Here is a 21,793-nt window from a genome sequence, read left to right as displayed (position 1 = left end):
CTCAAACGCGGTGCAGCAGGTCGGTGTAGGTGGGAATCGGCCACTCGTCGCAGCCGACAATCGCCTCGAGCGCGTCGCAGCTCGCGCGCAGGCTGTCCATGGCGGGCAGTACGCGGTCGCGCATGGCAGCCGCGCGGTCGCGGTGGTCTGCGATCGCGTCCGCCGCGCGGTGTTCGGCCTCGAGCGCGTCAAGGTTGGCGCTCAGATGGGCGATCAGGCCGTCCAGCTCGTTCAGATGGCACTTCACCGCGGCTGCATTGAGGCCCGCGCCGGTCATGGCGTTGTAGTCGGTAGCAATCCGTCCCGCATAGCGCACGCAGGCGGGGAACACCTGACGCCGCACCATCTCGGTGAGGGTGGCCGCCTCGATCGACAGCACCTTGGCATAGTTTTCCAGGATGATATCGTAGCGGCTGCGGCACTCAGCCTCGGAAAACACGCCGGTGCGCTCGAACAGGTTGATGTTTTTGGCGTCGATCATCGATTCGGCCGCGTCCACCGTGTTGGTGAGGTTGGGCAGGCCGCGCCGTTCGGCCTCGGCCACCCAGTCCGCGGTGTAGTTGTTGCCGTTGAAGATGATCGCGCTGTGGTCGCGCACCGTGTCCGAGATGATCGCCTTGAGCTCGGTGTCGAAGTCGTCGGACTGGGCCAGCCGGTCCGCGTAATCGCGCAGCACGTCGGCCACCGCGGTGTTGAGCATCACGTTGGCCAGCGCGATCGACTGGGAGGAGCCCACCATGCGGAACTCAAACTTGTTGCCGGTGAACGCAAAGGGGGAGGTGCGGTTGCGGTCGCTGTCGTCCCGCTTGAGGTTGGGCAGCGCCTCCACCCCCATCTGTAGGGAGACGGCGGCCGGCACGTCGATGTCGCGGCCGGTGGCGATATCGTTGAGGATGTGGGTGAGCTGCTCGCCCAGAAAGATCGAGATGATCGCTGGGGGCGCTTCAAAGCCGCCCAGCCGGTGGTCGTTGCCCGCGGTGGCCGCGGACAGGCGCAGCAGGTCGCTGTAGTCGTGCACCGCGGAGATGACCGCGCACAAAAAGGTGAGGAACTGCACGTTTTCCCAGGGGGTCTTGCCCGGGTCGAGCAGGTTGATGCCGTCGTCGGTGGAGAGCGACCAGTTGTTGTGCTTGCCGCTGCCGTTCACCCCGGCGAACGGCTTTTCATGCAGCAGGCAGGCCAGCCCGTGCTTTTTGGCGGTGATGCGCATCATCTCCATGGTGAGATGGTTGTGATCGCAGGCGATGTTCGCGCTGGCGAACACCGGCGCGAGCTCGTGCTGGGCCGGGGCGGCCTCGTTGTGCTTGGTCTTGCTGGTCACCCCCAGGCTCCACAGCTCGCGGTCGAGGTCCTCCATAAACTCGGCCACCCGCAGGCGGATGCGCCCGCAGTAGTGGTCGTCCAGCTCCTGCCCCTTGGGGGGCTTCGCGCCCAGCAGGGTGCGGCCGCAGAGCTTGAGGTCCAAACGCTTCTCATAGAGTTCGCGGTCCACCAGGAAATATTCCTGCTCCGCGCCCACCGTGGAGATCACTCGGCGGGTGGTGTTGTTGCCGAACAGGCGCAGCAGGCGCAGCGCCTCGGAGGAGAGCACCTGCATCGAGCGCATCAACGGGGTTTTCATATCCAGCGCTTCGCCCGTATAGGAGCAGAACGCGGTAGGGATGTAGAGGGTGTGGTCGCGGATAAAGGCGGGGGAGGTCGGGTCCCAGGCGGTGTAGCCGCGCGCCTCAAAGGTGTTGCGCAGCCCCCCATTGGGGAAGCTGGATGCGTCCGGCTCGCCCGCCAGCAGGCTCTTGCCCGAAAACTCCAGGATCACCGAGCCGTCCAGCGTGGGGGTGAGAAAGCTGTCGTGCTTGCCCGCGGTCACGTTGGTCATCGGCTGAAACCAGTGGGTGTAGTGGGTGGCGCCGTTGGCGATCGCCCAATCCTTCATCGCGCCCGCCACCACGTCGGCGATGGCCGGGTCGAGCGGGGCGCCCTCGCGGTTGGTGTGCTTGAGACTGTCGTACACCCGTTTGGGCAGACGCTGACGCATCACCGCGTCGTTGAACACCTTGCTGCCGAAAATCGAAAGTATATCCAAGCGGATTCTCCTCCTGTTCATGGGCGGTTAGACCCGGGTCTATCATCTTTGGTTTACAGCAGATGGATGCCGTTGGCTTCGCACGCCGCCAGCATGTCGTCCGGCCAGACCGAGGCCTGCACCTCGCCGATGTGGGCTTTTTGCAGCAGCAGCATGCACAGACGCGACTGTCCGATGCCGCCGCCCATGGTGAGCGGCAGCTCGTTGTTTAACAGCATCTTATGAAACGGCAGCGCGCTGCGCTCCTCGCAGCCCGCCAGGCGGAGCTGGCGGTCCAGTGCGGCGGCATCCACGCGGATGCCCATGGACGAAATTTCGATGGCGCGCTGCAACACCGGGTACCACACCAGCAGGTCGCCGTTGAGCTCCCAGTCGTCGTAGTCGGGCGCGCGGCCGTCGTGGGGCTTGCCGCTGTGCAGCTTGCCGCCGATCTGGGTGATGAACACCACCCCGTGCCGCTTGCAGATGGCGTTTTCGCGCTCCTTCGGGTCCAGCTCGGGGTAGAGGTCCTCGAGCTCCTGCGAGGAGACAAAGTGCACCTCCTGCGGCAGGTAGCAGTCGAGCTGCTCAAAGCGCGCGCACAGCTTCTTCTGGGTGGCCACCAGCGCGGAGAGGATGTCCCGCACGGTCGATTTTAAAAAGTGCAGGTTGCGATCCTCGGGGAGGATCACCTTTTCCCAATCCCACTGGTCCACATACACCGAATGCAGGTTATCCAGCTCCTCGTCCCGGCGGATGGCGTTCATGTCGGTGTAAAGGCCGGTCTCGGGCTTGAAGCCGTAGCGCTTGAGCGCGAGGCGCTTCCATTTGGCCAGGCTGTGCACCACCTCCACCTCGGCGCCGATGTCGCGGATGTCGAAATCGACGGGGCGTTCGACGCCGTTGAGGTCGTCGTTGAGGCCGGTCTCGGGCCGAACAAACAGCGGCGCAGAGACGCGGGTGAGCTCCAGCATGGCCGCGAGCTCGCTTTCAAAGGTGTCCTTCACCAGCTTGATCGCTTTTTCGGTCTGCATGATGTCCAATTTGGCCGGATAGACCGGCGGGATAATCAGGTGTTCGGTTGACAAGGTGATTCCTCCGTCCTGCGCGGGATAGTCCCGCCAAAAATGATGGCCCGCACCCCACAAAAGGGTGCGGGGCCGCGAAAAGACACTGGTTTTATACTATCATTTTTCGCCTGCAAATGCAACGCCGCAGCCCGCCCCACAGCGTGATTTGTGACACTCCACCACAACAAATGGGCGGGGCGCGGCCGATTTAGATAATTTACCCGCATGCGCCGGGGAGGTTGACAAAATTGTATCACCTGTTACAATGTGGATAGAAGCATTTTTCCGAAAGGGGGCCTTGTCATGGCCGCTGCAAGAATCCGCTGGATTGCGCTCAACTATTCGCTGCCCATCAATCCATCCAAAAACCGGGTGTATGTCTGGCGCAAGCTCAAGGAGATCGGCGCAATGAATATCAACCACGGCGTGGCGGTGCTGCCCAAGACCAGCGCCAAGGTGAGCAGCCTGGTGCTGCTGTGCGAAAAGATCAAGGAGCTGGAGGGCGAGGCGGCCATCATCGAGATGAACTTTGTCAACCAGAAGGACGAGGCGGCGATGGTGCGTCGGTTTGTGCAGCAGAGCGAGCAGGAGTACAACGAGCTGCTGGAGGGGTGCGACCACCTGCTCACCCGCGTGCAGATGAAGCATGGCAAGATGGACGCGGACACCTCCGAGGAGATCAAGCGGATTGTGCGGCAGTACCGCCGGGTGAAGAGCCGCAGCCACTTCGGCGGGCAGGCCGAGACCGAGCTGGAAAAGCGGATCGACCGCATCTTCGACCGCTGCGTGTCCGACGCGAGCGAGTTCGCAGACCAGCTCAAAAAGCTGATTGACAAGGCGAAGTTTTAAACAGCAGGGGGCGGCCGGTGTGGAAAACCGGCCGCCCCGTTTTGCATGTGCGTCATAGCTCCTCGGCCCCGTCCGGGGCGTCCTCGTCCTCTTCCTCCGCCCAGCGCTGCTCGCGCAGGCGGGTGAGCGCCGCAAAGGCGTGCTTGTGGGCGGGGTTATTTTTGCCCGTCACCTTGCGGATGTGCACCTCGTGCGCCCGCAGATAGACGGCCACCTGCTCGATCAGCTCGTAGTCGCGCGAATCGGTGAACTTGTTTTTGCCCACCCTGCGGGAGAGCTCGTGCAGTACCGCGTAATCCGTGAAGATGGTGGGGCACTTGTCGCCCGCGTCCTTGGCGAGGTGGATCGCCTTGAGGCAGACCATAATTTCGCCCTGCATACTGTCGCAGCCGGGGAATTCGCCGGTGTACACCTCGGGCGACCGGTGCTCCCGGCTGTGGTCCACCACGATGGCCCACGTGCAGATTTGGTCCTCCGCGGAGTAGCTCGCGTCGCAATAGAGAAGCATATCGGGGAGGCACCTCCCTTCTCAGTTTTACAGTTATATTTTACCACATCCGGGCAATCCGCTCAAGGTGAATGGGGACCGAAAAATTTTTTGCCGGCTCAGGCGTGTTTCTTGCTATTTCTGGGCCCCGAACGTATAATAATAGGATGTGAGACTGTGCATATTTGGAAGTTTTGCAGCGGCCGTGGGCCGCGCTGAAAGAGGTTTTGCTATGGACAATCGGGTATCGCGCTTTTTTGACGGACTAAAGGGCAAACAAATCGCTTTCATCGGCGTAGGGGTGAGCAACACCGGGCTCATCCGCTTGATGTGCAAAAAGGGGCTCAGCTGCACCCTCTGCGACAAAAAGAGCTGGGAGCAGCTCGGCGAGGTCGGGCAGGAGCTGCGCGAGCTGGGGGTCGCGTTCGACCTGGGCGAGGGGTATCTCGACCACCTCACCCGCTACGACGTGGTGTTCCGCTCGCCGGGGATGTATTTCAACAACGGGAAGCTCGCGGCGGCGCGCGCGGCCGGGGTGGCGGTCACCTCCGAGATGGAGGTGTTTTTCGACCTGTGCCCCTGCAAAAAGTACGCGGTGACAGGGTCGGACGGCAAGACCACCACCACCACCCTGATCGCGGAGATGCTGGCGGCCGAGGGTCGCACGGTGCACATCGGCGGCAACATCGGCAAGCCGCTGCTCTGCCACATCGAGGAGATCGGGCCGGACGACGCGGCGGTGGTGGAGCTTTCGAGCTTCCAGCTCGTGTCGATGCGACAGGCGGCGGACGTGGCGGTGGTCACCAACGTCACCCCCAACCACCTGGACGTGCACGGCACGATGGAGGAATACATCGGCGCCAAGCAGCAGCTTTTGCTGCATCAAAACGCCTTTTCGCGCACCATATTGGGTTGGGACAACGCGGTGACCCGCTCGTTCGCGCCTATCGTCCGCGGCGACCTGCGGTGGTTTTCCCGCCGCGAGCCGGTGGAGCGCGGCGCGTTCTTGGACAGCGAGGGCTACCTGTGCGCGGCGGATGAAAAGGGCGTGACCCGCCTGTTCCACCGGGGGGATATCCGCATCCCGGGGGTGCACAACATCGAAAACTACCTCGCGGCAATCGCAGCGGTGTGGGGCGAGGCGTCGCCCAGGACGATGCACACCGTGGCGCGGGTGTTCGGCGGGGTGGAGCACCGCATCGAGCTGGTGCGCGAGCTGGACGGGGTGAAGTGGTACAACGATTCGATCGCCAGCAGCCCCACCCGCACCATCGCCGGGCTCGATTCCTTTGTAGGGCGGGTCATCCTGATCGCGGGCGGGTACGACAAGAAAATCCCCTACGAGCCGCTGGCCCCCAAGATCATCGAAAAGGTCAAGTACCTCATCCTGATGGGCGCCACGGCGGATAAGATCGAACATGCGGTCACGGCCTGCCCCGATTACGACCGGGAGAAGCTCCCGATCTACCGGGTGGACGACATGCAGCAGGCGGTCGCCAAGGCGCGCGAGCTCGCACACGAGGGGGATGTGGTCACCATGTCCCCGGCGAGCGCCAGCTTTGATAAATACCACAACTTTGAGGAGCGCGGGCGGCACTTTAAATCGATCGTGAACGCGCTGTGACGGAGGAAGTAAACTCACATGAAGGACAAAAAACAGGCGGTGTACGACCGGCTGTGGGCGTTGGGGGTGGCCTTTGCGGTCACCGAGCACCCCGCGGTGTACACCATCGACGAAATGGACAGTCTCGGCATCACGCTGGATGGGGATGTGCTCAAGAACCTGTTCCTGCGCGACGCCAAGGGCAAGCGCCACTTTCTGGTGGCGCTGGATAAGGAGAAGCACGCCAACCTGGACGCGCTGCGCGGGCAGCTCGAAAGCAGCAAGCTCAGCTTTGCGTCCGAGGAGCGGCTCGAGCGGTATTTGGGCTTGAAAAAGGGCGCGGTCACGCCGCTGGGGGTGTTCCAGGACACGGCCGGCGCGGTGGAGGTGGCGTTCGACCGCTCGCTGATCGGGCGGGCCAAGGTGGGGGTGCATCCCAACGACAACACCGCCACCGTCTGGCTCTCGTTTGAGGACCTGGTGGGCGTGATCGAGGCGAGCGGCCACCCCGTGCGGTATGTCGAGGTGGAATGACCGCCGGAACGAAAGGAGAAACACAATGGAAGCAACCAAACAGATGCTGCTGGCGCTCGCCGGGGCGCGCGGCGTTTCGGGCGACGAGCATCCGGCGGCACAGGTGGCCGTGGAGCTGCTCGCCCCCTGCGGCCCGGTGGAGACCGGACGCCTGGGCAATGTGGTCTGCCGGGTGAGCGAGGCGCGGGCGGGCCGCCCCCACTACCTGCTGGACGCGCATCTCGACGAGATCGGGCTGATCGTCACCCGCGTGGATGACAGCGGTTTTTTGAAGGTGAGCAACGTGGGCGGCCTCGACCGCCGCCTGCTGGCGGCCTCACAGGTCGCGGTGCACGCGCCGGGCGGCGCGCTCGTTGGCGTGATCTGCGCCACCCCGCCGCATCTCCAGGGGGACGGCGACAAGACGCCGCCCAAGATCGAGGAGCTGTATGTGGATATCGGCATGAGCGGCGAGCGGGCGCGCGCCCTGGTTCCGCTGGGGTGCCGCGTCACATTTGCGGGCAACCACCGCGCGCTGTTGGACGGCAGCGTGTGCGGCCGGGCGCTCGACAACCGCGCGGGCTGTGCGGCGGTCATCCGGGCCGCGCGACTGATTGCCGAGCACAAGCCCGACTGTGGGGTGACGGTGGCGCTCACCGCGCAGGAGGAGACCGGCGCGGCGGGTGCGAAAACCGCTGCGTTCGCGGTGGCGCCCACCCACTGCATTGTGGTGGACGTGAGCTTTGCCGCCGCGCCGGGCGTCCCGCGCCACAAATGCGGCGAGATGGGCAAGGGCCCGATGGTCGGCTTCGCGCCGATCCTCAGCGGGCGCATGAGCGAACGGCTGGTGGAGCTGGCGCAGCGGGAGGGCATCCCCTGCCAGGTCGAGGTGATGGGCGGCGCCACCGGCACCAACGCGGACGGCATCGCGGTGAGCGGAGCCGGGGTGGCCACGGCGATCCTGTCGGTGCCGATCCGGTCGATGCACACCCCGGTGGAGCGGGTGTGCGTGGAGGACATCGAATCCACCGCCCGGCTGATCGCGGCATATCTCCATGCAGAGGAGGCGACGGCATGATCGAATTGTTGGAGCAGCTCGCCCTGATCCCCGGCGTATCTGGGGACGAGGGAGCGGTGGCGGCGCGCATCGCCGAGGAGATCAAGGGGCATTGCGACGAGTGCGTCACCGACCCGCTGGGCAACCTGCTGGTGTATAAAAAGGGCAAAAAGCGCGCGAAAAACCGGGTGATGCTGGCCGCGCACATGGATGAGGTGGGCTTTATCGTCACCGCCATCGGGGAGGACGGCCTGCTGCGGTTCGATACGGTGGGCGGCATCGACGCGCGCGTGATCGCGGGCAAGCCGGTGCTGGTGGGCAAGAACCGCCTGCCCGGGGTGGTCGGCCTCAAGCCGGTGCACCTGCTCGAAAGCGAGGAGAGGGACAAAATCCCCAAGGTGGATGAGCTCTACCTCGACATCGGCGCGAACAGCCGCGAGCAGGCGGCGGCCACAGTGCGGCTGGGCGACCGCGCCATATTTGATTCGGATTTTGTGCGGTTCGGCGAGGGCCTCATCAAGGGCCGGGCGCTGGACGACCGCGCGGGCTGCGCGGCGCTGGTGGAGATGATCCGCGGCGAGCTGGAATACGACGCCTGGTTCGCCTTCACCGTGCAGGAGGAGACCGGCACGAGCGGGGCCAAGACCGCCGCGTTCACCCAGGACCCCGATTACGCGATTGTGGTGGAGACCACCACGGCCGGGGATGTGGGCGGCGCGCCCGAGGAGAGGCAGGTCTGCCGCCTGGGGAGCGGCCCGGTGGTGAGCTTTATGGATAAGGGAACCATCTACGACCCGGAGCTGTTCGGCCTGGCGCTCGCGGTGGCCGCGCGCGAAGGCGTCCCCGCGCAGGTCAAGGAGGGGGTCTTTGGCGGCAACGATTCGCGCTCGATCCAGTGCGCACGCGGCGGGGTGCGCACCATCGCGCTCTCGATCCCCTGCCGCTACCTGCATTCCCCCTCGTGCGTGCTGCACGGCGGGGACGCGGAGGATACCCTGCGGCTGACCCGCGCGCTGGCAGCCGCGCTGGCGGCGCGATGATCCGGCTGCTGGAGGACGCGCCGGGCTGGGTTTTCCCGGCGCGCGACAACGTCTACAACGCCCGCATCGCCACCCAGTTTGCGGCTTACCGGGGCAGGCCGGACGGGCCGCTGCTCTACGAGGCGCAGGGTGGCGCGCTGCTCTCACTGTTCGACGGGGTAGTCACCCTCGACGGCCTGCGGTTCGACCCCGAGGAGCTGAGGGAGTTCCTGCAGCGGTGCGGCTGCCGCACGCTGGTCTGCTCCGGGCGGGCCGCGGGCGCGCTGGGCCTGGATGCACAGGCCGGCCCGCGTTACACCGTGATGCGCTTTGACGGCCCGCCGCCGGACGAACCCGCCCCGCCCGGCGTGTGCAGGGCCCCCAGGCTGGAAGAAGTATACAGTCTGCTGCTCGCGGTATTCGACAACATGCGCGGCACGGCCTTTGAACCCTGGTACTGCGACCTCGCGCTGAAAATTCGGCGCGGCCTGGCCGAGGTGTGGATGATCGCGGGGGATTTGGGCGGCGGCCGGGCGGAAGCGCCCAGCACAACGCCTGCGCCGCTGTGCGGAGGATACACCCCGGAAAGCGGGCTGGACCTGCCCGGGAATCCTCCGGCCGTTGGCCGGGCGACGGCGGGTATCTACTATCAAAATGCCCGCACGGCGGTGATCGGGTCGGTGGCGACCCGGCCGGACTGCCGGGGCAGGGGGTACGCGGGCGCGCTGGTGACAGGGCTGACCGCCCGGGTGGCGCGCGCGGGCAAGGCGCCGCGCATCGTTTGCCAGAACGACAACGCCCGGCGGCTGTACGAGCGGCTGGGATACCGCGCCGAGGCGGAATACCGCGAAATCAACTTTTAGAAAAGGGAACGACGGAATGGAACAGAACTTTTTTACAATCGACCCGTACTTAAACCGGGCGGCGGACCGGGCCGAGGCGGCCTGCCGCGCCCACTTCGATGAGATTGACGAGATCGCGCAGTACAACCAGCTCAAGGTGATGGCGGCGTTCAACCGGCAGGGGGTGAGCGAAAGCCACTTTGCGGGCAGCACCGGCTACGGCTACGGCGACCGCGGGCGCGAAGTTCTCGACGCGGTGATGGCCCAGGTGATGGGCTGCGAGGACGCGCTGGTGCGGCACAACTTTGTGTCCGGCACCCATGCGCTCACCACGGCGCTGTTCGGGGTGCTGCGCCCGGGCGACACGCTGCTTTCGCTCACCGGCTCGCCCTACGACACTATGGAGGAGGTCATCGGCATCCGGGGCGAGGGGGACGGCTCGCTGCGCGACTTCGGCGTGCAGTACCGCCAGCTCGATCTGCTGCCTGACGGCACGCCCGACTACGGCGCGGTTCCGGATGCGGTCAAAGGGGCCAAGGTGGCGTATATCCAGCGCTCGCGCGGGTATGCGCTGCGCCCGTCGCTCGATATCGCGGCCATCGAACGGCTGTGCAGCGCGGTGCGCGCGGGGAACCCCGGCTGCATCGTCATGGTGGATAACTGCTACGGCGAGTTCGTCGAGACCCGCGAGCCCACCGAGGCGGGCGCGGACCTGATCGTCGGGTCGCTCATCAAAAACCCGGGCGGCGGCCTCGCGCAGACCGGCGGCTACATTGCGGGCCGGCACGACCTGGTGGAGCTGTGCGCCTACCGGCTGACCTCGCCTGGCAGCGGCCGCGAGGTGGGCTGCACCCTGGGCCAGACCCGCAACATGCTCATGGGGCTGTTTTTCGCCCCGGATGTGGTGGCGAGCGCGGTGAAGACCGCGGTGTTCGCCGCCGCGCTGTTCGAGGAGCTCGGCTTTGCGGTCTATCCGGCGCATTCTGAGCGCCGCACCGACATCATCCAGGCGGTCACGCTGGGCACCCCGCAGGGGCTGGAGGCGTTTTGCCAGGGCATCCAGAAGGGTTCGCCGGTGGATGCGTTCGTGCAGCCCGAGGCGTGGGATATGCCCGGTTACGAGGATCAGGTGATTATGGCGGCGGGCGCGTTCACCATGGGCGCGTCGATCGAGCTCTCAGCCGACGGCCCGATGCGCGAGCCCTACGCGGTGTGGCTGCAAGGGGGGCTCACCTACCACAGCGGGCGCATGGGGGTTCTGCTGGCCGCGCAGTCGATGCTGGAACGGGGTGCGATCACCCGCAAATAGTCCGCTTGACGGGCGCGCGGGCGATGTGCTAGAATAAAACACAGCGGCCGCAGCGCGGATGCGGCCGGCGATGCGGGTATGGCGGAATTGGCAGACGCGCTGGATTTAGGATCCAGTGGGCTTCCCGTGCAGGTTCGACCCCTGTTACCCGCACCAAAAATCCCGAAGGTTTTCCTTCGGGATTTTTTCATGGGCTATCCGGCAGAACAGGTTTTTCTGCCGCCGGTTGAAAGGGCCCAAAATCATCTGGGTGTGCCGCTAGAGGAAGGAGCCGGTTCAAAAGGATGCGGCTCGCACCCCTTGGGGATTTTTTCGTTTTCAGCGATTTCTTATGGATAGGAGAAGTAGCGTTGAACTTTGACTTAACCACGGACAGGATAGGGAAATCCCTGGTGGCCTTCAGCCTGCCCATGATCTTTGGGAATCTGGTGCAGCAACTGTACAATGTGGCGGACACGCTGATCGTGGGCAAAACGATTGGGGCGACGGCGCTTGCGGCGGTGGGGTCCTCCTATACGCTGATGGTGCTGCTGACCTCCATCATATTGGGGCTGTGCATGGGCAGCGGGGTCGTTTTTGCACAGCTTTATGGGGCGAAGCGGGAGGAGGACATGAAAACCAGCATTTTTAATTCCTTTGTTTTTGTTCTGCTCCTTTCGGCAATCATAAACATTCTCGCCTATCTGCTGCTCGACCGGTTCATCCTTTGGCTCAATATCCCCGTGGAGGCCGTCGATTTTACACGGGAATATCTTGAGATTATTTTTGCCGGGATGATTTTTGTCACCATTTATAATTTTATTGCGGCGGTGCTCAGAAGTGTTGGAAATACGGTGATGCCGCTGGTATTTCTGGCTGTTTCCGTGGTGACCAATATCGTCCTCGATATCGTGCTGATTGTCTGCTTTGATATGGCGGTGACGGGTGCAGCGCTTGCAACGGTCATTGCGCAGGCGCTGTCCGCGCTTTGCATCACCGTTTATTTCGGCGTCAAGGCGAAATCTCTCCATCCGCGCAGGCGCCACATGCGCTATAGCGGGCGCCTTTTGCACTTGATTATTCAAAATTCCCTATTAACAGCGGTTCAGCAGTCCATTATGAATTTTGGGATACTGATGGTGCAGAGCCTTGTCAACAGCTTTGGCTTTGCTGCAAGCGCGGCCTTTGCGGTCGGGGTCAAAATAGATGCGTTCGCCTATATGCCCGCGCAGGATTTTGGAAATGCCTTTGCGACCTATATCGCCCAAAATTACGGGGCGAAAAAGCCCGACCGGATCCGGGCTGGCCTGCTGATCGCGGCGAAGCTCTCAGCAGCATTTTGTTTGACAGCGTCGGTGCTCGTATGGTTTTTGGCAAAACCCCTGATGCTGCTGTTTGTGAATGCGCAGGAGACCGAGACAATCCGCATCGGCGTGCAATACCTACATATTGTGGGGGCCTGTTACGTCGGAATCGGCATCCTATTTTTGTGGTACGGTTTTTACAGGGGGCTCGGAAAGGCGCCGGTTTCCATCGTGCTGACAATTATCTCCCTGGGACTCCGCGTCCTCCTCGCTTATGCGCTTTCAGCCATCCCTGCGGTGGGCATGTTGGGAATTTGGTGGGCGGTACCCATCGGCTGGGCATTGGCCGATCTCTATGGGATATGGTATTTTTACAGGGAAAAAACACAGTTGCTGTCGGGGGATTAAGGATCGTTTTCGTCTGACGGCACATCGGGCTGGCCCCGGAGCATAAAAAGCTCCGGGGCTTTTTTCGCCTGCCTGTGGCGCCTGTGGGGATGGGACACTTCCTTTCAGCGGTACATATCATAAAGAGGGAGAATTCCCAATAGCACAGTAAGTGAATGATAAAGGAGCGTTATTCCATTCATGACTATTTATCATCTAAATCAAGATAAGGATTGCGATTCCCCGTGCTGCTGCGTGCGGTGCTGTCGTGTGACGGGCCCCACTGGACGTACCGGCCCCACCGGCCCCAGCGGTCCTACCGGTCCCAGCGGCCCTACCGGCCCGACCGGACCTAGCGGCCCAACCGGACCTAGCGGCCCAACCGGACCTAGCGGCCCAACCGGACCTAGCGGCCCAACCGGACCTAGCGGCCCAACCGGACCTAGCGGCCCAACCGGACCTAGCGGCCCCAGCGGCCCTACCGGTCCCAGCGGCCCTACCGGCCCCAGCGGTCCTACCGGTCCCAGCGGCCCAACCGGACCTAGCGGCCCAACCGGACCTAGCGGCCCAACCGGACCTAGCGGCCCAACCGGACCTAGCGGCCCAACCGGACCTAGCGGCCCAACCGGACCCAGCGGCCCAACCGGACCCAGCGGCCCAACCGGTCCCAGTGGTCCTACCGGCCCTAGCGGCCCAACCGGACCCAGCGGCCCAACCGGACCCAGCGGCCCAACCGGACCCAGCGGCCCAACCGGACCCAGCGGCCCAACCGGACCTAGCGGCCCAACCGGACCCAGCGGCCCTACCGGTCCCAGTGGTCCTACCGGCCCTAGCGGCCCTACCGGTCCCAGCGGCCCTACCGGACCTAGCGGCCCTACCGGACCCACCGGTCCTACTGGGCCGACCGGCCCGTCTGGTAGCGATACGGAGTGCGCCTGCGTAGCGCAGATGAGGAACATTCTCAGGCAGATCATCGCGCTTTATCCCACCAGTAACGTGATCGTGGCGATGGAGAGCGGGGACAATGCTTCGGGTCGTCCGGGTAGCCTGCTGCCCGCGCCGAACACAAACCCCAACGCCGGGCTGTTTCAGTTGGTCAACTCCCAGGGGGTGCCCCAGGAGGCGGTTTCCATCTGCCGTATTGCCTCGGTTAAGATCACAAGCGCGACTTATAACAACCAGATCACCTATCTCCCTGCGCCCACGCCCGCGCCGACCGGTTGCGGAGCGGATTGCGAAGCGGCCATCCGGGCCTACCTGCCGGTGGGCACCAAGGATGTCAACATCAAGGCCGGCGGGCAATCCACCGGACAGGGAACTGTCATCAAGAGCGAATTTGGCATGATCGTCCTCGTGGGCCCCAACAACAGCAGCCCCACATTTGTATCGACCTGCAAAGCGGAGATCATCACCAAGTAGAAGGCCGATTTTTCACCCAGCGATTTCACCGGCATCGCGCCGGAGAAAGGGCGGTCCGGGTTTTTCCCAGGCCGCCCTTTGACAATTGATATGGAAAAGGGAGTGCAGCTATGGTCACGATCAGCCTGTGTATGATCGTCAAGGACGAGGAACAGAACCTGCCCGGCTGTCTGGATTCGGTCAAAGACCTGGTGGACGAAATTGTGATTGTGGACACCGGCAGCAGCGACCGCACCGAGGAGATCGCCCGGCGCTACACCGACCGGGTGTACCGCTACGCCTGGCGGGACGACTTTGCCGCCGCCCGCAACTTCGCGTTCGATCACGGCGCCATGCAGTACTGCATGTGGCTGGATGCGGACGACCGGATGGAGGGGGAGAACCGCGAGGCCTTCTGGCAGCTCAAGCAGACCCTGCCGCCGGACACCGACGTGGTGATGATGCGCTATCACACGTCGTTCGACCAGGGCGGGCAGCCCGCGTTCACCTACTACCGGGAGCGCCTCATCCGCCGCGCGGCGGGGCTCCGGTGGGCGGGGGCAATCCACGAGGCGATCACACCCTCGGGCAAGGTGTTTTACAGCGAGGCGGCGGTCTCCCACCGCAAAACCGGCCCGGGCGACCCGGACCGGAACCTGCGCATCTTTGAGGGGATGCTGGCCCGCGGGCAGCGGTTGTCGCCCCGCGAACAGTTTTATTACGCCCGCGAGCTCACCTACCACGCGCGGGATGGAGAGGCCGCGGAGGTCTTGGAGCGCTTTTTAGATTCGGGCGAGGGATGGGTGGAAAACGAGATCGAGGCCTGCCGGAACCTGGCCGCCTGCTATGAGCGGATGGGGCGCCCGGAGGAGGCGTTCCGGGCGCTGGTGCGGAGCCTGCGTTTCGGCCCGCCGCGGGCCGAGACCTGCTGCGAGCTGGGGCGCTTCTTTTTGGAGCGGGAGGACTACCGCACGGCCGTGTTCTGGTACGAACAGGCGCTCGGCTGCAAGCGGGAGGATGCCTCGGGTGGCTTTGTCCAGCCGGATGACTACGGCTACGTCCCCTGTCTCCAGCTCTGCGTCTGCTGGTACCGCCTGGGGGACGAGGAGAAGGCGCGGGAGTATAACGAAAGGGCCGGGCGGGAGAAGCCCGAGTCCGAGGCGTACCGGTTTAACCGCGCATTTTTCGAGGGCAGAGCCCGATGAGCGTGCGGCTCGGCCAAAACAAAAAAGGAGGCGGAAGCCTCCTTTTTCTGTTGATTTTGGGCTGCTTAAATATATGATTTATTATGGGCCACAAAAGTGAGGTGAATATTTTGCCCGACAAGAAGAAGAGGGGCCGCCCCACGGATAACCCCAAGGAAACCTCTATTCATGTCCGGTTGGATACCGAATGCGTGGATACATTGAAAAAGTATTGTGCGCAAGAGGAGATCGGGCGGGCGGAGGCTGTCCGGCGGGGGATTATCGGTTTAAAGGACAGGCTCGTCAAAAAATGAAGGAAGCGGCCGCCCAACTAAGCACCGCTTCCCTCGCAAACCCACCGGCAGCGCGCGAAACGCGCCTGCGGCGTAAATTCATTATACCATGCGCTGCATCCCCGTTTCAAGCGCTGTCGGGCGATATCAAAGAGGAGAATGCAAAAATGTTTGTGCGGCAGTTGAAGCCAAAGCAATACGAACGGTTTTGCGCCATGCTGGCGCAGCAGGCCCACGCCGACCCGATGGAAGCGAGCCGGACCGTCGGACTCAGGGTGGGCGGCGTGGAATACGCGATGCGGGTGCAGACCGGGAGCAGGCGCAGGGTCCTGGTGCTCCAGGCGCTGCGCATCCAGCGCGGCGCGGACGGCCCCCGCTGTGCGCTCGTCACACGGGGCGACCTGCTGGACTCGCTGCTGGAGGTGCTGCTCGACCAGGCCGAGCCTGCCGGCTGGCAAATCGATCGACAGTAAACGCTTTTTGTGTTATACTGCGGGTAGCGATGCCCTCAAATTGTTGCTGCGAGGTGTTGGATGTTGAACGGAATCACCATCAGAAAGAGGTCGGTTTCGGCGAGCTGCTTCGACCGGGGCCTCAACTTTTACCGGCTGTTCTGGATTTTCTTTTACGGATGCTTTCTCGGCGTTGTGGTGGAAACCCTGTGGTGCCTGATTACGCGCGGGCATTACGAAAGCCGCGTGGGCCTGGTGTACGGCCCGTTCAACCTGGTGTACGGCTTTGGCGCCCTGGTGATGACGTTGGGCCTGCACTGGGCGGAAAAAAAGCGGGACGGCTGGATCTTCTTCGGCGGAATGTTGCTGGGCAGCGCGTTTGAATATGCGTGCAGCTGGTTTCAAGAGGCGGTGTTCGGTACCGTGTCCTGGCAGTACGACCAGCTCCCGCTCAACCTCAACGGGCGCATCAACCTGCTCTATTCGGTGTTCTGGGGGGTGCTCGCGGTGGTGTGGGTGAAGGACCTCTATCCCCGCATGTGCCGCTGGATGAAGCGGATTCCCAACCGGGTGGCCAAGCCGCTCACCTGGGTGCTGCTGGTGTTTATGATCGTCAATACGCTGGTTTCGGGCGCGGCCGCAGCGCGCATGTCCGCGCGCTACCGCAATATCCCCGCGCAAAACGCGGTGGAGGAGTATTTCGACCGGCACTACGGCGACGAGCGGATGCACAAGCTCTTTCCCAACCTGGTGTTTGTCGAGCAGACCCCCGCTGCGTAACCGCAGAACAACAACGGGCGCTGTACCGCAATTGGTACAGCGCCCGTTTCGGTTTTATCAGCCGCGCCAATCGCACCGGCGCAGCGAGTAGCAGTCGTCGGACAGCACCCGCCCGTCGTACAGCTCCTCGCACAGGCGCAGGGTGCCCTCAAATTGAAACCCCAGCTTTTCCAGTACGTGGCGGGAGCGGTAATTGTGCGGGTAACAGTAGGCCGAAATCAGGTCCAGCGCCATCGGCCCGAACCCGCACGCCACCACCGCCCGCGCGGCCTCGGTCATGTAGCCCCTGCCCCAGTGCTCCTGCCCCAGCGCATAGCCGAGCATCCGGACGCGGCCGTTTTCGCGCTTGGGGTCCGGGATCAGCCCGATCGAGCCCACCACCCGGCCGGTCTCCCGCAGCACGATGCCGAACACCGCCTCCCGGTCTAAAAACACCTGCCGGAGGATCTCTTGGGTCTCCTCCAGGCTTTCGTGCGGCTTCCAGCCCGCGTTGGGCCCCACCTGCTCCCCGCGGGAATAAGCGAACACGTCCTCCGCATCCGCCTCCGTGAGCGACCGGAGCAGCAGCCGTTTGGTCATCAGCTTCATTAAAAATCCTCCCGTTCTATGGGCAGCGGCCTTCGCGGGCCCTCCCGGATGCAGCTTTTTGCCGTACCTACCGGCATCCGCCATCTTTTCAAGCGACTGGATGTCACTATTATAAAATATAAAATAGTGGCGAGGCAACTGTTTTTTTCGCGCATCCGGCCGGGGAGGCTGCAAAAATAAGCGGCCTACTGCTCGGGAAACAACATCTGCTCCACATAGCGCTCCTCAAAGAACTTGTCGCCCGAAAGCTCGATATACTCCGCCCGTGCGGCCAGCGCGCGCAGGCGGTCGCACCCATCCGCGGTGAGCAGGGCGCGGCGCGCGCCCATGCCAGCCGCGTTGCCGATAAACTCCATACGGTCGATCAGCTCGATGGGCAGCAGGCCGATGGCGCAGGCGCTCGCCTTGTTGATGTGCGCGCCGAAGCCGCCCGCGATGTACAGCTTGCCGATCTGGCCGAGGGTGAGGCCCTGGCTGTGCAGCAGGGTGTCGATGCCCGCGGCGATGGCCGCCTTGGCGAGCTGCACCACGCGCACGTCCTCCTGGGTCAGGGTGATGCCGCTGGCGCGGTCCAGCAGGATTTCGTCCCCGTCCTCCGAGAGCAGCCCGGCGGCGAAGCCCTCGATCTCGTCCTCGTCGAGGATGCGGCCGGTCTCGTCGATCGCGCCCGCCTCGAGCACGGCGGCCACCGCGTCGATGATGCCCGACCCGCAGATGCCGATGGGCGGCTGATCCCCGATGGTGGCGATCGAGAAGCCGTCCGGCGTGCAGTTTACCTGGGAAATAGCGCCCGCCACACCGCCGACTCCGTAGCGGATGTGCGCGCCCTCGAAAGCGGGCCCCGCCGCCGTGGAGCAGCAGACCAGCCGGTGTTTGTCCGCCAGCGCCATCTCGCCATTGGTGCCCACGTCGATGAGCAGCGCCGGGGCGTCGCACTCAGCCGCGCCGCTCGCCAGCAGGCCCGCGGTGATGTCTGCGCCCACATAGGCCGAGATGCCCGGCCCGTGGTAGACCTCGCCGTCGAACGCGAGGCCCAGCTCCCGCGCGGGCTGGGGGATGCCGAACAGCGACTTGGGCACAAAGGGCGCCACGGCGATGCCCGCGGGGTCGAGCCCGCACAGCAGGTGCTGCATGGTGGTGTTACCCACAATCACCGCGCGCCCGATGCGCGCCCGGCCGACGCCGGTGGCGCGCTCAAAGTCGCCGAGGTAGCCGTTCAGTTGGGCCACGATCACCCGCTGCTGCGCCGCGAGCGCGTTCGGGTCGTCCATACAGGCCGCGATGCGGGAGATCACGTCCGCGCCGTAGGCGCGCTGCCCGTTGATGCCGCTCGCCGTGTAGAGCAGCCGGCCGTCGGCCAGGCTGTGAAAGTAGGCGACCACCGTGGTGGTGCCGATGTCCACCGCCATGCCCACGTCGCGGCCCTCGCTCCAGGGGGCGTCCACCGGATACTCCGCGGCGCTGCCCGACACCTCCACCCCGATATCGGTGCGGGACAGGGTGCGCACCTGCACATCGCCCAGCGGCTTCGCCTCGCATGCCAGCCGGATTCCGTCCGCCAGCTCCGCGGGGGAGAGCAGCCGGCGCTCCGCCTCGGTGGGGGGCGAGAGCTCGCCGGACGCGGCCACCCGGCATTTGCCGCAGCGGCCCTTTCCCCCGCAGGGCGCGTCCACAAACGCGCCCGCCTCCAACATCAGTTCCAACAAACTGCCCTGCCGTCCGGTCTCAACGACCGCCCCGTCGATCTCCAGTTTCATCCCCATACAGCTCCTTCCACCGGCGGCTCTGCGCCGGAATTCAAAGCCATTGTAACACAGATATTTCCGCCGGCACAGTAATATTTTAGGATATTATGTACTATTTTATGGACCGCTCGCGGGGCAACATTTCCCTGTTGAACTGGGCGATAAAAAGCGTTATAGTTTTATTAAGGAGCTCTTCAAAATTTATTCATAAGTTGGTGATTCCATGCGGTTAAAGGTACTGGCGTGCAAGGTGCTCACAAGGGAGCTGGGCTTCCTGTCCGCATCCTGTCCAAACTATCTCGACATCACATGGCTGCGGCAGGGCTATCACGATGAGCCCGACCGTTTGCGCTCGATTTTACAGGAGTGCATCGACAAAATCGACAGCGGCGACGACCCGTTTTCCTGCGGGGAACATGTGGGCGATTTTGACGCAATTGTGCTCGGTTACGGCCTTTGCAGCAACGGGATCTGTGGCGTGAGCAGCAAGCGGTATCCCATTGTGGTGCCCCGCGCGCACGACTGCGTCACCCTGTTCCTGGGCAGCAAGGAGCGTTACCGCGAGATTTTTGACAAAACCGGAGGCGGGGTCTTTTGGTACACCCCGGGCTGGATCGAAAACAGCCTGGTTCCCTCCGAGGAGACATACCGCAAAAAGCTGGCCGCCTATACCCAAAAATACGGCGAAGAGAACGCCGAATATCTGATGGAGATGGAACAGAAATGGATGGAGGATTACAGCGCCGTCGCTTACGTGGAAATGCCCGGCATCCATTACCCCGATTATCGCGGATACTCCCGGGAATGTGCCAAATTCCTCGGTTGGGATCACCGCGAGTTCAGCGGAGACGATACCTTGCTGCACGACCTCATCGCCGGCAATTGGGACGAAGAGCGTTTTCTCATCATCCCGCCCGGCAAGACCTGCGAGCAGAGTTTTAAAAATGACATCATCAAGGTTGCCGATTGATACATATTAAAAGAAGCGCCCCGGACGGGGCGGTCGCTCATAAACGGTTTTCGGCGGCGGGCTTTTTGCCTGCCGCCGGTTTTTTGCCTGCATCGCGGCTGCGCCGTTGTACCCGAGGAATTCGTATGTTACAATAACAGATAAAGGGCGAAAACAAGATTTGGAGGGGTATTATGAAAAAATGGTACGCCGAGGAGTACGAATGGGAGATCGAGGTGGTCGGGTTTCTCCGCGGCGACCACACGGAGCGGTACTGTAGGAACGGCGAGGAAATCGGGGATAAGTACACCTGCACCTATGGCTGCCCTGTGAATGCGGATGGACAGGGGATCTGCTCCAAAGTCATGATGCTGATGTTCCCCATCATGGAGGCTGTCAGGAGCGGCGGGGATTTGGAAAACATCGGCGGCGGCAGCAAATACAGCAAGGACATCGTCTGCCCGGACGGCAACGTGATCTTCAGGATGACGGCGAGGAAGCTCGGGAATGAGAATTTCTACAAGGGGAAATTTTTCGATTAAGGCCTGCTTAAAAACGAAAGCATCCGATCCGGTGGGAGGCCGGGCAGGGTGCTTTTTGTTGTTTTTGGTTTACGAGCCACCCGGCCCAAGCATGGAGTATTTTTTAGTGCGAAATGTAAAATTAGCTTGACATTTCATGTAAAGCAAACTATACTTTTATGAGCAACAACTGACCGAAAGAAGGGGGGAGCCAGATGCAGAATTGCATCCAGGAGCTGCGCCGCGCGCACCGCATCACCCAGGAGGAGCTGGCCGACGCGGTGGATGTCACCCGCCAGACCATTATTTCGCTGGAAAACGGGCGGTACAACGCATCGCTGCTGCTGGCCCACAAGATCGCACGATACTTCGGCCTGACCATCGAGCAGGTATTTTACTTTGAGGAGGACTGAACCATGTCAGCCAATCTTTTTTGTTTTTCTCGGCTTCCCTTCCGCACCAAGGCCAAAATCCGCCTGTGGCTGGGCGTCGGTATCGCCATGGTGGGGCTGTGTGTGGCGCTTCTTTCCTTCCGGCTGGGCGAATGGCCGGAGCCCAGCTTTATGACCGGTTTTTATGTGGGCACCGGCGGCGGGCTGTTGGGCTCGGGTATCGTCACGGCGGTTCGGATGGGAATCTATCTGCGCGACGCTGAACGGGCCCGCAAGGCCGAGCTGGAGGAGATGGACGAGCGCAACCGGTTTATTCAGATGCGCAGCGCCCAGGCGGCCATCTGGGTGCTGGTCGGCGCGGTTTATCTGGCGATTGTGGTCACGAGCTTATCCCCCGCCCTGTTTTTGGCCACCGTCACCCTCATCTGGGTGCTGATAGGGGCCCTGATTCTGCTTTTAGCGAGCTACTGTATCTGCCGTTACCTGTATTGATTGTTATTATGCATAAATATTTTGTATATAATTTGTGCAATACAACCATTTAACTGGACGAAATACCGCGAGATTCTGCTATTTTACCGCTAGCTTTTCGCCCAAAAATTGACTATAATGATGATGGTAAATAAGAGTAAGGGCAAATTGATCAGGAGGTTATGACTTATGGTAAAGATGATTAAACTGGAAACTGCGGAACAGCTTCGTGAATTTATGAACCTCGCATGGGAGTGCCCCGACGATGTCGGCGTCCACACGGTGGACAACAAGATTGCCGACGCAAAATCGGTGCTGGGCCTGATGAGCCTGGATTACACCAAGCCGGTCAAGGTGGTCACCGAGAGCGACGACTTTATGCGCAAGCTGGACAAATGGGCCGCGAAGCACGACGTGGCCGAAGGCTGATATCTGCAAGTGGAAACGCCAAGTGGCGGAAGCATCGGATGCTTCCGCCACTTTTTGGCGAAGCGAGCCCCTATCAGGCGAGCGCGGACGGCACGGTGGACGATGTGATC

22 protein-coding genes and 1 tRNA gene are annotated in these 21,793 nt (G+C 62.8%); 18 read left to right on the top strand and 5 right to left on the bottom strand.

Annotated elements, in window-relative coordinates; genetic code table 11:
- Position 1: 1 nt before the first annotated feature.
- Complete coding sequence (locus tag H8711_RS10815) at positions 2–2,104, bottom strand: glutamine synthetase III family protein (RefSeq protein ID WP_249283459.1); 2,103 nt, start codon at positions 2,102–2,104, stop codon at positions 2–4.
- A gap of 32 nt (positions 2,105–2,136) precedes the next feature.
- Positions 2,137–3,096 carry an aspartate--ammonia ligase gene (gene asnA, locus H8711_RS10810; protein ID WP_249283481.1) on the bottom strand — a complete coding sequence of 320 codons (960 nt, stop codon included), beginning with the start codon at positions 3,094–3,096 and terminating at the stop codon, positions 2,137–2,139.
- Between the two features lie 339 nt (positions 3,097–3,435).
- On the opposite strand from asnA, the gene H8711_RS10805 reads away from it, so the two are divergent.
- Complete coding sequence (locus tag H8711_RS10805) at positions 3,436–3,981, top strand: Chromate resistance protein ChrB (protein WP_249283458.1); 546 nt, start codon at positions 3,436–3,438, stop codon at positions 3,979–3,981.
- A 52-nt stretch (positions 3,982–4,033) separates the two neighbouring features.
- Here the strand turns inward: H8711_RS10805 and H8711_RS10800 are convergent, their stop codons facing one another.
- On the bottom strand, positions 4,034–4,489 hold the full coding sequence (locus H8711_RS10800; RefSeq protein ID WP_249283457.1) for a ribonuclease H family protein: 456 nt from the start codon (positions 4,487–4,489) through the stop codon (positions 4,034–4,036).
- A gap of 211 nt (positions 4,490–4,700) precedes the next feature.
- Between H8711_RS10800 and murD the strand changes: the two genes are divergently transcribed.
- The 12 genes from murD (at position 4,701) to H8711_RS10735 (ending at position 16,588) form a co-directional block, all read left to right on the top strand.
- Positions 4,701–6,092, top strand: coding sequence for a UDP-N-acetylmuramoyl-L-alanine--D-glutamate ligase (gene murD, locus H8711_RS10795; protein ID WP_249283456.1), 1,392 nt, complete (start codon positions 4,701–4,703; stop codon positions 6,090–6,092).
- An 18-nt stretch (positions 6,093–6,110) separates the two neighbouring features.
- Complete coding sequence (locus tag H8711_RS10790) at positions 6,111–6,605, top strand: prolyl-tRNA synthetase associated domain-containing protein (protein WP_249283455.1); 495 nt, start codon at positions 6,111–6,113, stop codon at positions 6,603–6,605.
- 25 nt (positions 6,606–6,630) lie between these two features.
- Positions 6,631–7,662 (top strand): M42 family metallopeptidase, encoded by a 1,032-nt coding sequence (locus tag H8711_RS10785; RefSeq protein WP_249283454.1) that lies wholly within the window; start codon positions 6,631–6,633, stop codon positions 7,660–7,662.
- A complete protein-coding gene (locus tag H8711_RS10780; protein ID WP_249283453.1) occupies positions 7,659–8,681 on the top strand; it encodes a M42 family metallopeptidase in 1,023 nt (340 codons plus the stop codon). Before H8711_RS10785 ends, H8711_RS10780 begins: the two co-directional genes overlap by 4 nt.
- A complete protein-coding gene (locus H8711_RS10775) occupies positions 8,678–9,523 on the top strand; it encodes a GNAT family N-acetyltransferase (RefSeq protein ID WP_249283452.1) in 846 nt (281 codons plus the stop codon). The genes H8711_RS10780 and H8711_RS10775 overlap by 4 nt, the downstream gene beginning before the upstream one ends.
- Positions 9,524–9,539: 16 nt before the next feature.
- A complete protein-coding gene (locus H8711_RS10770; RefSeq protein WP_249283451.1) occupies positions 9,540–10,811 on the top strand; it encodes a methionine gamma-lyase family protein in 1,272 nt (423 codons plus the stop codon).
- Between the two features lie 72 nt (positions 10,812–10,883).
- Positions 10,884–10,967 (top strand) — tRNA-Leu (locus H8711_RS10765).
- 254 nt (positions 10,968–11,221) lie between these two features.
- Positions 11,222–12,502: an MATE family efflux transporter gene (locus H8711_RS10760; RefSeq protein ID WP_343274457.1), complete on the top strand. Its 1,281-nt coding sequence runs from the start codon at positions 11,222–11,224 to the stop codon at positions 12,500–12,502.
- A gap of 927 nt (positions 12,503–13,429) precedes the next feature.
- Entirely contained in the window at positions 13,430–13,900 is a 471-nt protein-coding gene (locus H8711_RS10755) for a hypothetical protein (protein ID WP_249283449.1), read from the top strand.
- A gap of 110 nt (positions 13,901–14,010) precedes the next feature.
- Positions 14,011–15,084 (top strand): tetratricopeptide repeat-containing glycosyltransferase family 2 protein, encoded by a 1,074-nt coding sequence (locus H8711_RS10750; RefSeq protein ID WP_249283448.1) that lies wholly within the window; start codon positions 14,011–14,013, stop codon positions 15,082–15,084.
- Positions 15,085–15,373: 289 nt separating this feature from the next.
- Positions 15,374–15,829: a hypothetical protein gene (locus tag H8711_RS10740; RefSeq protein ID WP_249283446.1), complete on the top strand. Its 456-nt coding sequence runs from the start codon at positions 15,374–15,376 to the stop codon at positions 15,827–15,829.
- Between the two features lie 60 nt (positions 15,830–15,889).
- Complete coding sequence (locus H8711_RS10735) at positions 15,890–16,588, top strand: putative ABC transporter permease (protein WP_249283445.1); 699 nt, start codon at positions 15,890–15,892, stop codon at positions 16,586–16,588.
- 57 nt (positions 16,589–16,645) lie between these two features.
- Here the strand turns inward: H8711_RS10735 and H8711_RS10730 are convergent, their stop codons facing one another.
- Entirely contained in the window at positions 16,646–17,176 is a 531-nt protein-coding gene (locus tag H8711_RS10730; RefSeq protein ID WP_249283444.1) for a GNAT family N-acetyltransferase, read from the bottom strand.
- A 185-nt stretch (positions 17,177–17,361) separates the two neighbouring features.
- Positions 17,362–18,939 carry an ASKHA domain-containing protein gene (locus tag H8711_RS10725; protein WP_249283443.1) on the bottom strand — a complete coding sequence of 526 codons (1,578 nt, stop codon included), beginning with the start codon at positions 18,937–18,939 and terminating at the stop codon, positions 17,362–17,364.
- Between the two features lie 205 nt (positions 18,940–19,144).
- Between H8711_RS10725 and H8711_RS10720 the strand changes: the two genes are divergently transcribed.
- The 5 genes from H8711_RS10720 (at position 19,145) to H8711_RS10700 (ending at position 21,683) form a co-directional block, all read left to right on the top strand.
- Positions 19,145–19,891, top strand: a complete 747-nt coding sequence (locus tag H8711_RS10720; RefSeq protein ID WP_249283442.1) for a DUF1638 domain-containing protein — start codon at positions 19,145–19,147, stop codon at positions 19,889–19,891.
- 173 nt (positions 19,892–20,064) lie between these two features.
- A complete protein-coding gene (locus H8711_RS10715) occupies positions 20,065–20,412 on the top strand; it encodes a TIGR04076 family protein (RefSeq protein ID WP_249283441.1) in 348 nt (115 codons plus the stop codon).
- Between the two features lie 194 nt (positions 20,413–20,606).
- Positions 20,607–20,804 carry a helix-turn-helix transcriptional regulator gene (locus tag H8711_RS10710; RefSeq protein ID WP_249283440.1) on the top strand — a complete coding sequence of 66 codons (198 nt, stop codon included), beginning with the start codon at positions 20,607–20,609 and terminating at the stop codon, positions 20,802–20,804.
- A gap of 3 nt (positions 20,805–20,807) precedes the next feature.
- Complete coding sequence (locus H8711_RS10705; RefSeq protein ID WP_249283439.1) at positions 20,808–21,275, top strand: hypothetical protein; 468 nt, start codon at positions 20,808–20,810, stop codon at positions 21,273–21,275.
- Between the two features lie 168 nt (positions 21,276–21,443).
- A complete protein-coding gene (locus H8711_RS10700; RefSeq protein WP_249283438.1) occupies positions 21,444–21,683 on the top strand; it encodes an HPr family phosphocarrier protein in 240 nt (79 codons plus the stop codon).
- Positions 21,684–21,793: the final 110 nt, after the last annotated feature.

The organism is Ligaoa zhengdingensis, assembly GCF_014384885.1.
Taxonomy (GTDB): domain Bacteria; phylum Bacillota; class Clostridia; order Oscillospirales; family Ruminococcaceae; genus Ligaoa; species Ligaoa zhengdingensis.
The sequence above is the reverse complement of the archived record's forward strand: the minus strand, read 5'-3'. Positions and strand labels throughout refer to the sequence as shown.

Coding starts and splice junctions, on each gene's coding strand:
- asnA (WP_249283481.1), bottom strand. CDS start 3,096: ATGCAGACCGAAAAAGCGATCAAGCTGGTGAAGGACACCTTTGAAAGC.
- H8711_RS10805 (WP_249283458.1), top strand. CDS start 3,436: ATGGCCGCTGCAAGAATCCGCTGGATTGCGCTCAACTATTCGCTGCCC.
- H8711_RS10700 (WP_249283438.1), top strand. CDS start 21,444: ATGGTAAAGATGATTAAACTGGAAACTGCGGAACAGCTTCGTGAATTT.
- H8711_RS10710 (WP_249283440.1), top strand. CDS start 20,607: ATGCAGAATTGCATCCAGGAGCTGCGCCGCGCGCACCGCATCACCCAG.
- H8711_RS10705 (WP_249283439.1), top strand. CDS start 20,808: ATGTCAGCCAATCTTTTTTGTTTTTCTCGGCTTCCCTTCCGCACCAAG.
- H8711_RS10740 (WP_249283446.1), top strand. CDS start 15,374: ATGAAGGAAGCGGCCGCCCAACTAAGCACCGCTTCCCTCGCAAACCCA.
- H8711_RS10815 (WP_249283459.1), bottom strand. CDS start 2,104: ATGAACAGGAGGAGAATCCGCTTGGATATACTTTCGATTTTCGGCAGC.
- H8711_RS10755 (WP_249283449.1), top strand. CDS start 13,430: ATGAGGAACATTCTCAGGCAGATCATCGCGCTTTATCCCACCAGTAAC.
- H8711_RS10730 (WP_249283444.1), bottom strand. CDS start 17,176: ATGAAGCTGATGACCAAACGGCTGCTGCTCCGGTCGCTCACGGAGGCG.
- H8711_RS10790 (WP_249283455.1), top strand. CDS start 6,111: ATGAAGGACAAAAAACAGGCGGTGTACGACCGGCTGTGGGCGTTGGGG.
- H8711_RS10720 (WP_249283442.1), top strand. CDS start 19,145: ATGCGGTTAAAGGTACTGGCGTGCAAGGTGCTCACAAGGGAGCTGGGC.
- H8711_RS10735 (WP_249283445.1), top strand. CDS start 15,890: ATGTTGAACGGAATCACCATCAGAAAGAGGTCGGTTTCGGCGAGCTGC.
- H8711_RS10715 (WP_249283441.1), top strand. CDS start 20,065: ATGAAAAAATGGTACGCCGAGGAGTACGAATGGGAGATCGAGGTGGTC.
- H8711_RS10770 (WP_249283451.1), top strand. CDS start 9,540: ATGGAACAGAACTTTTTTACAATCGACCCGTACTTAAACCGGGCGGCG.
- H8711_RS10725 (WP_249283443.1), bottom strand. CDS start 18,939: ATGGGGATGAAACTGGAGATCGACGGGGCGGTCGTTGAGACCGGACGG.
- H8711_RS10800 (WP_249283457.1), bottom strand. CDS start 4,489: ATGCTTCTCTATTGCGACGCGAGCTACTCCGCGGAGGACCAAATCTGC.
- H8711_RS10760 (WP_343274457.1), top strand. CDS start 11,222: ATGATCTTTGGGAATCTGGTGCAGCAACTGTACAATGTGGCGGACACG.
- murD (WP_249283456.1), top strand. CDS start 4,701: ATGGACAATCGGGTATCGCGCTTTTTTGACGGACTAAAGGGCAAACAA.
- H8711_RS10775 (WP_249283452.1), top strand. CDS start 8,678: ATGATCCGGCTGCTGGAGGACGCGCCGGGCTGGGTTTTCCCGGCGCGC.
- H8711_RS10785 (WP_249283454.1), top strand. CDS start 6,631: ATGGAAGCAACCAAACAGATGCTGCTGGCGCTCGCCGGGGCGCGCGGC.
- H8711_RS10780 (WP_249283453.1), top strand. CDS start 7,659: ATGATCGAATTGTTGGAGCAGCTCGCCCTGATCCCCGGCGTATCTGGG.
- H8711_RS10750 (WP_249283448.1), top strand. CDS start 14,011: ATGGTCACGATCAGCCTGTGTATGATCGTCAAGGACGAGGAACAGAAC.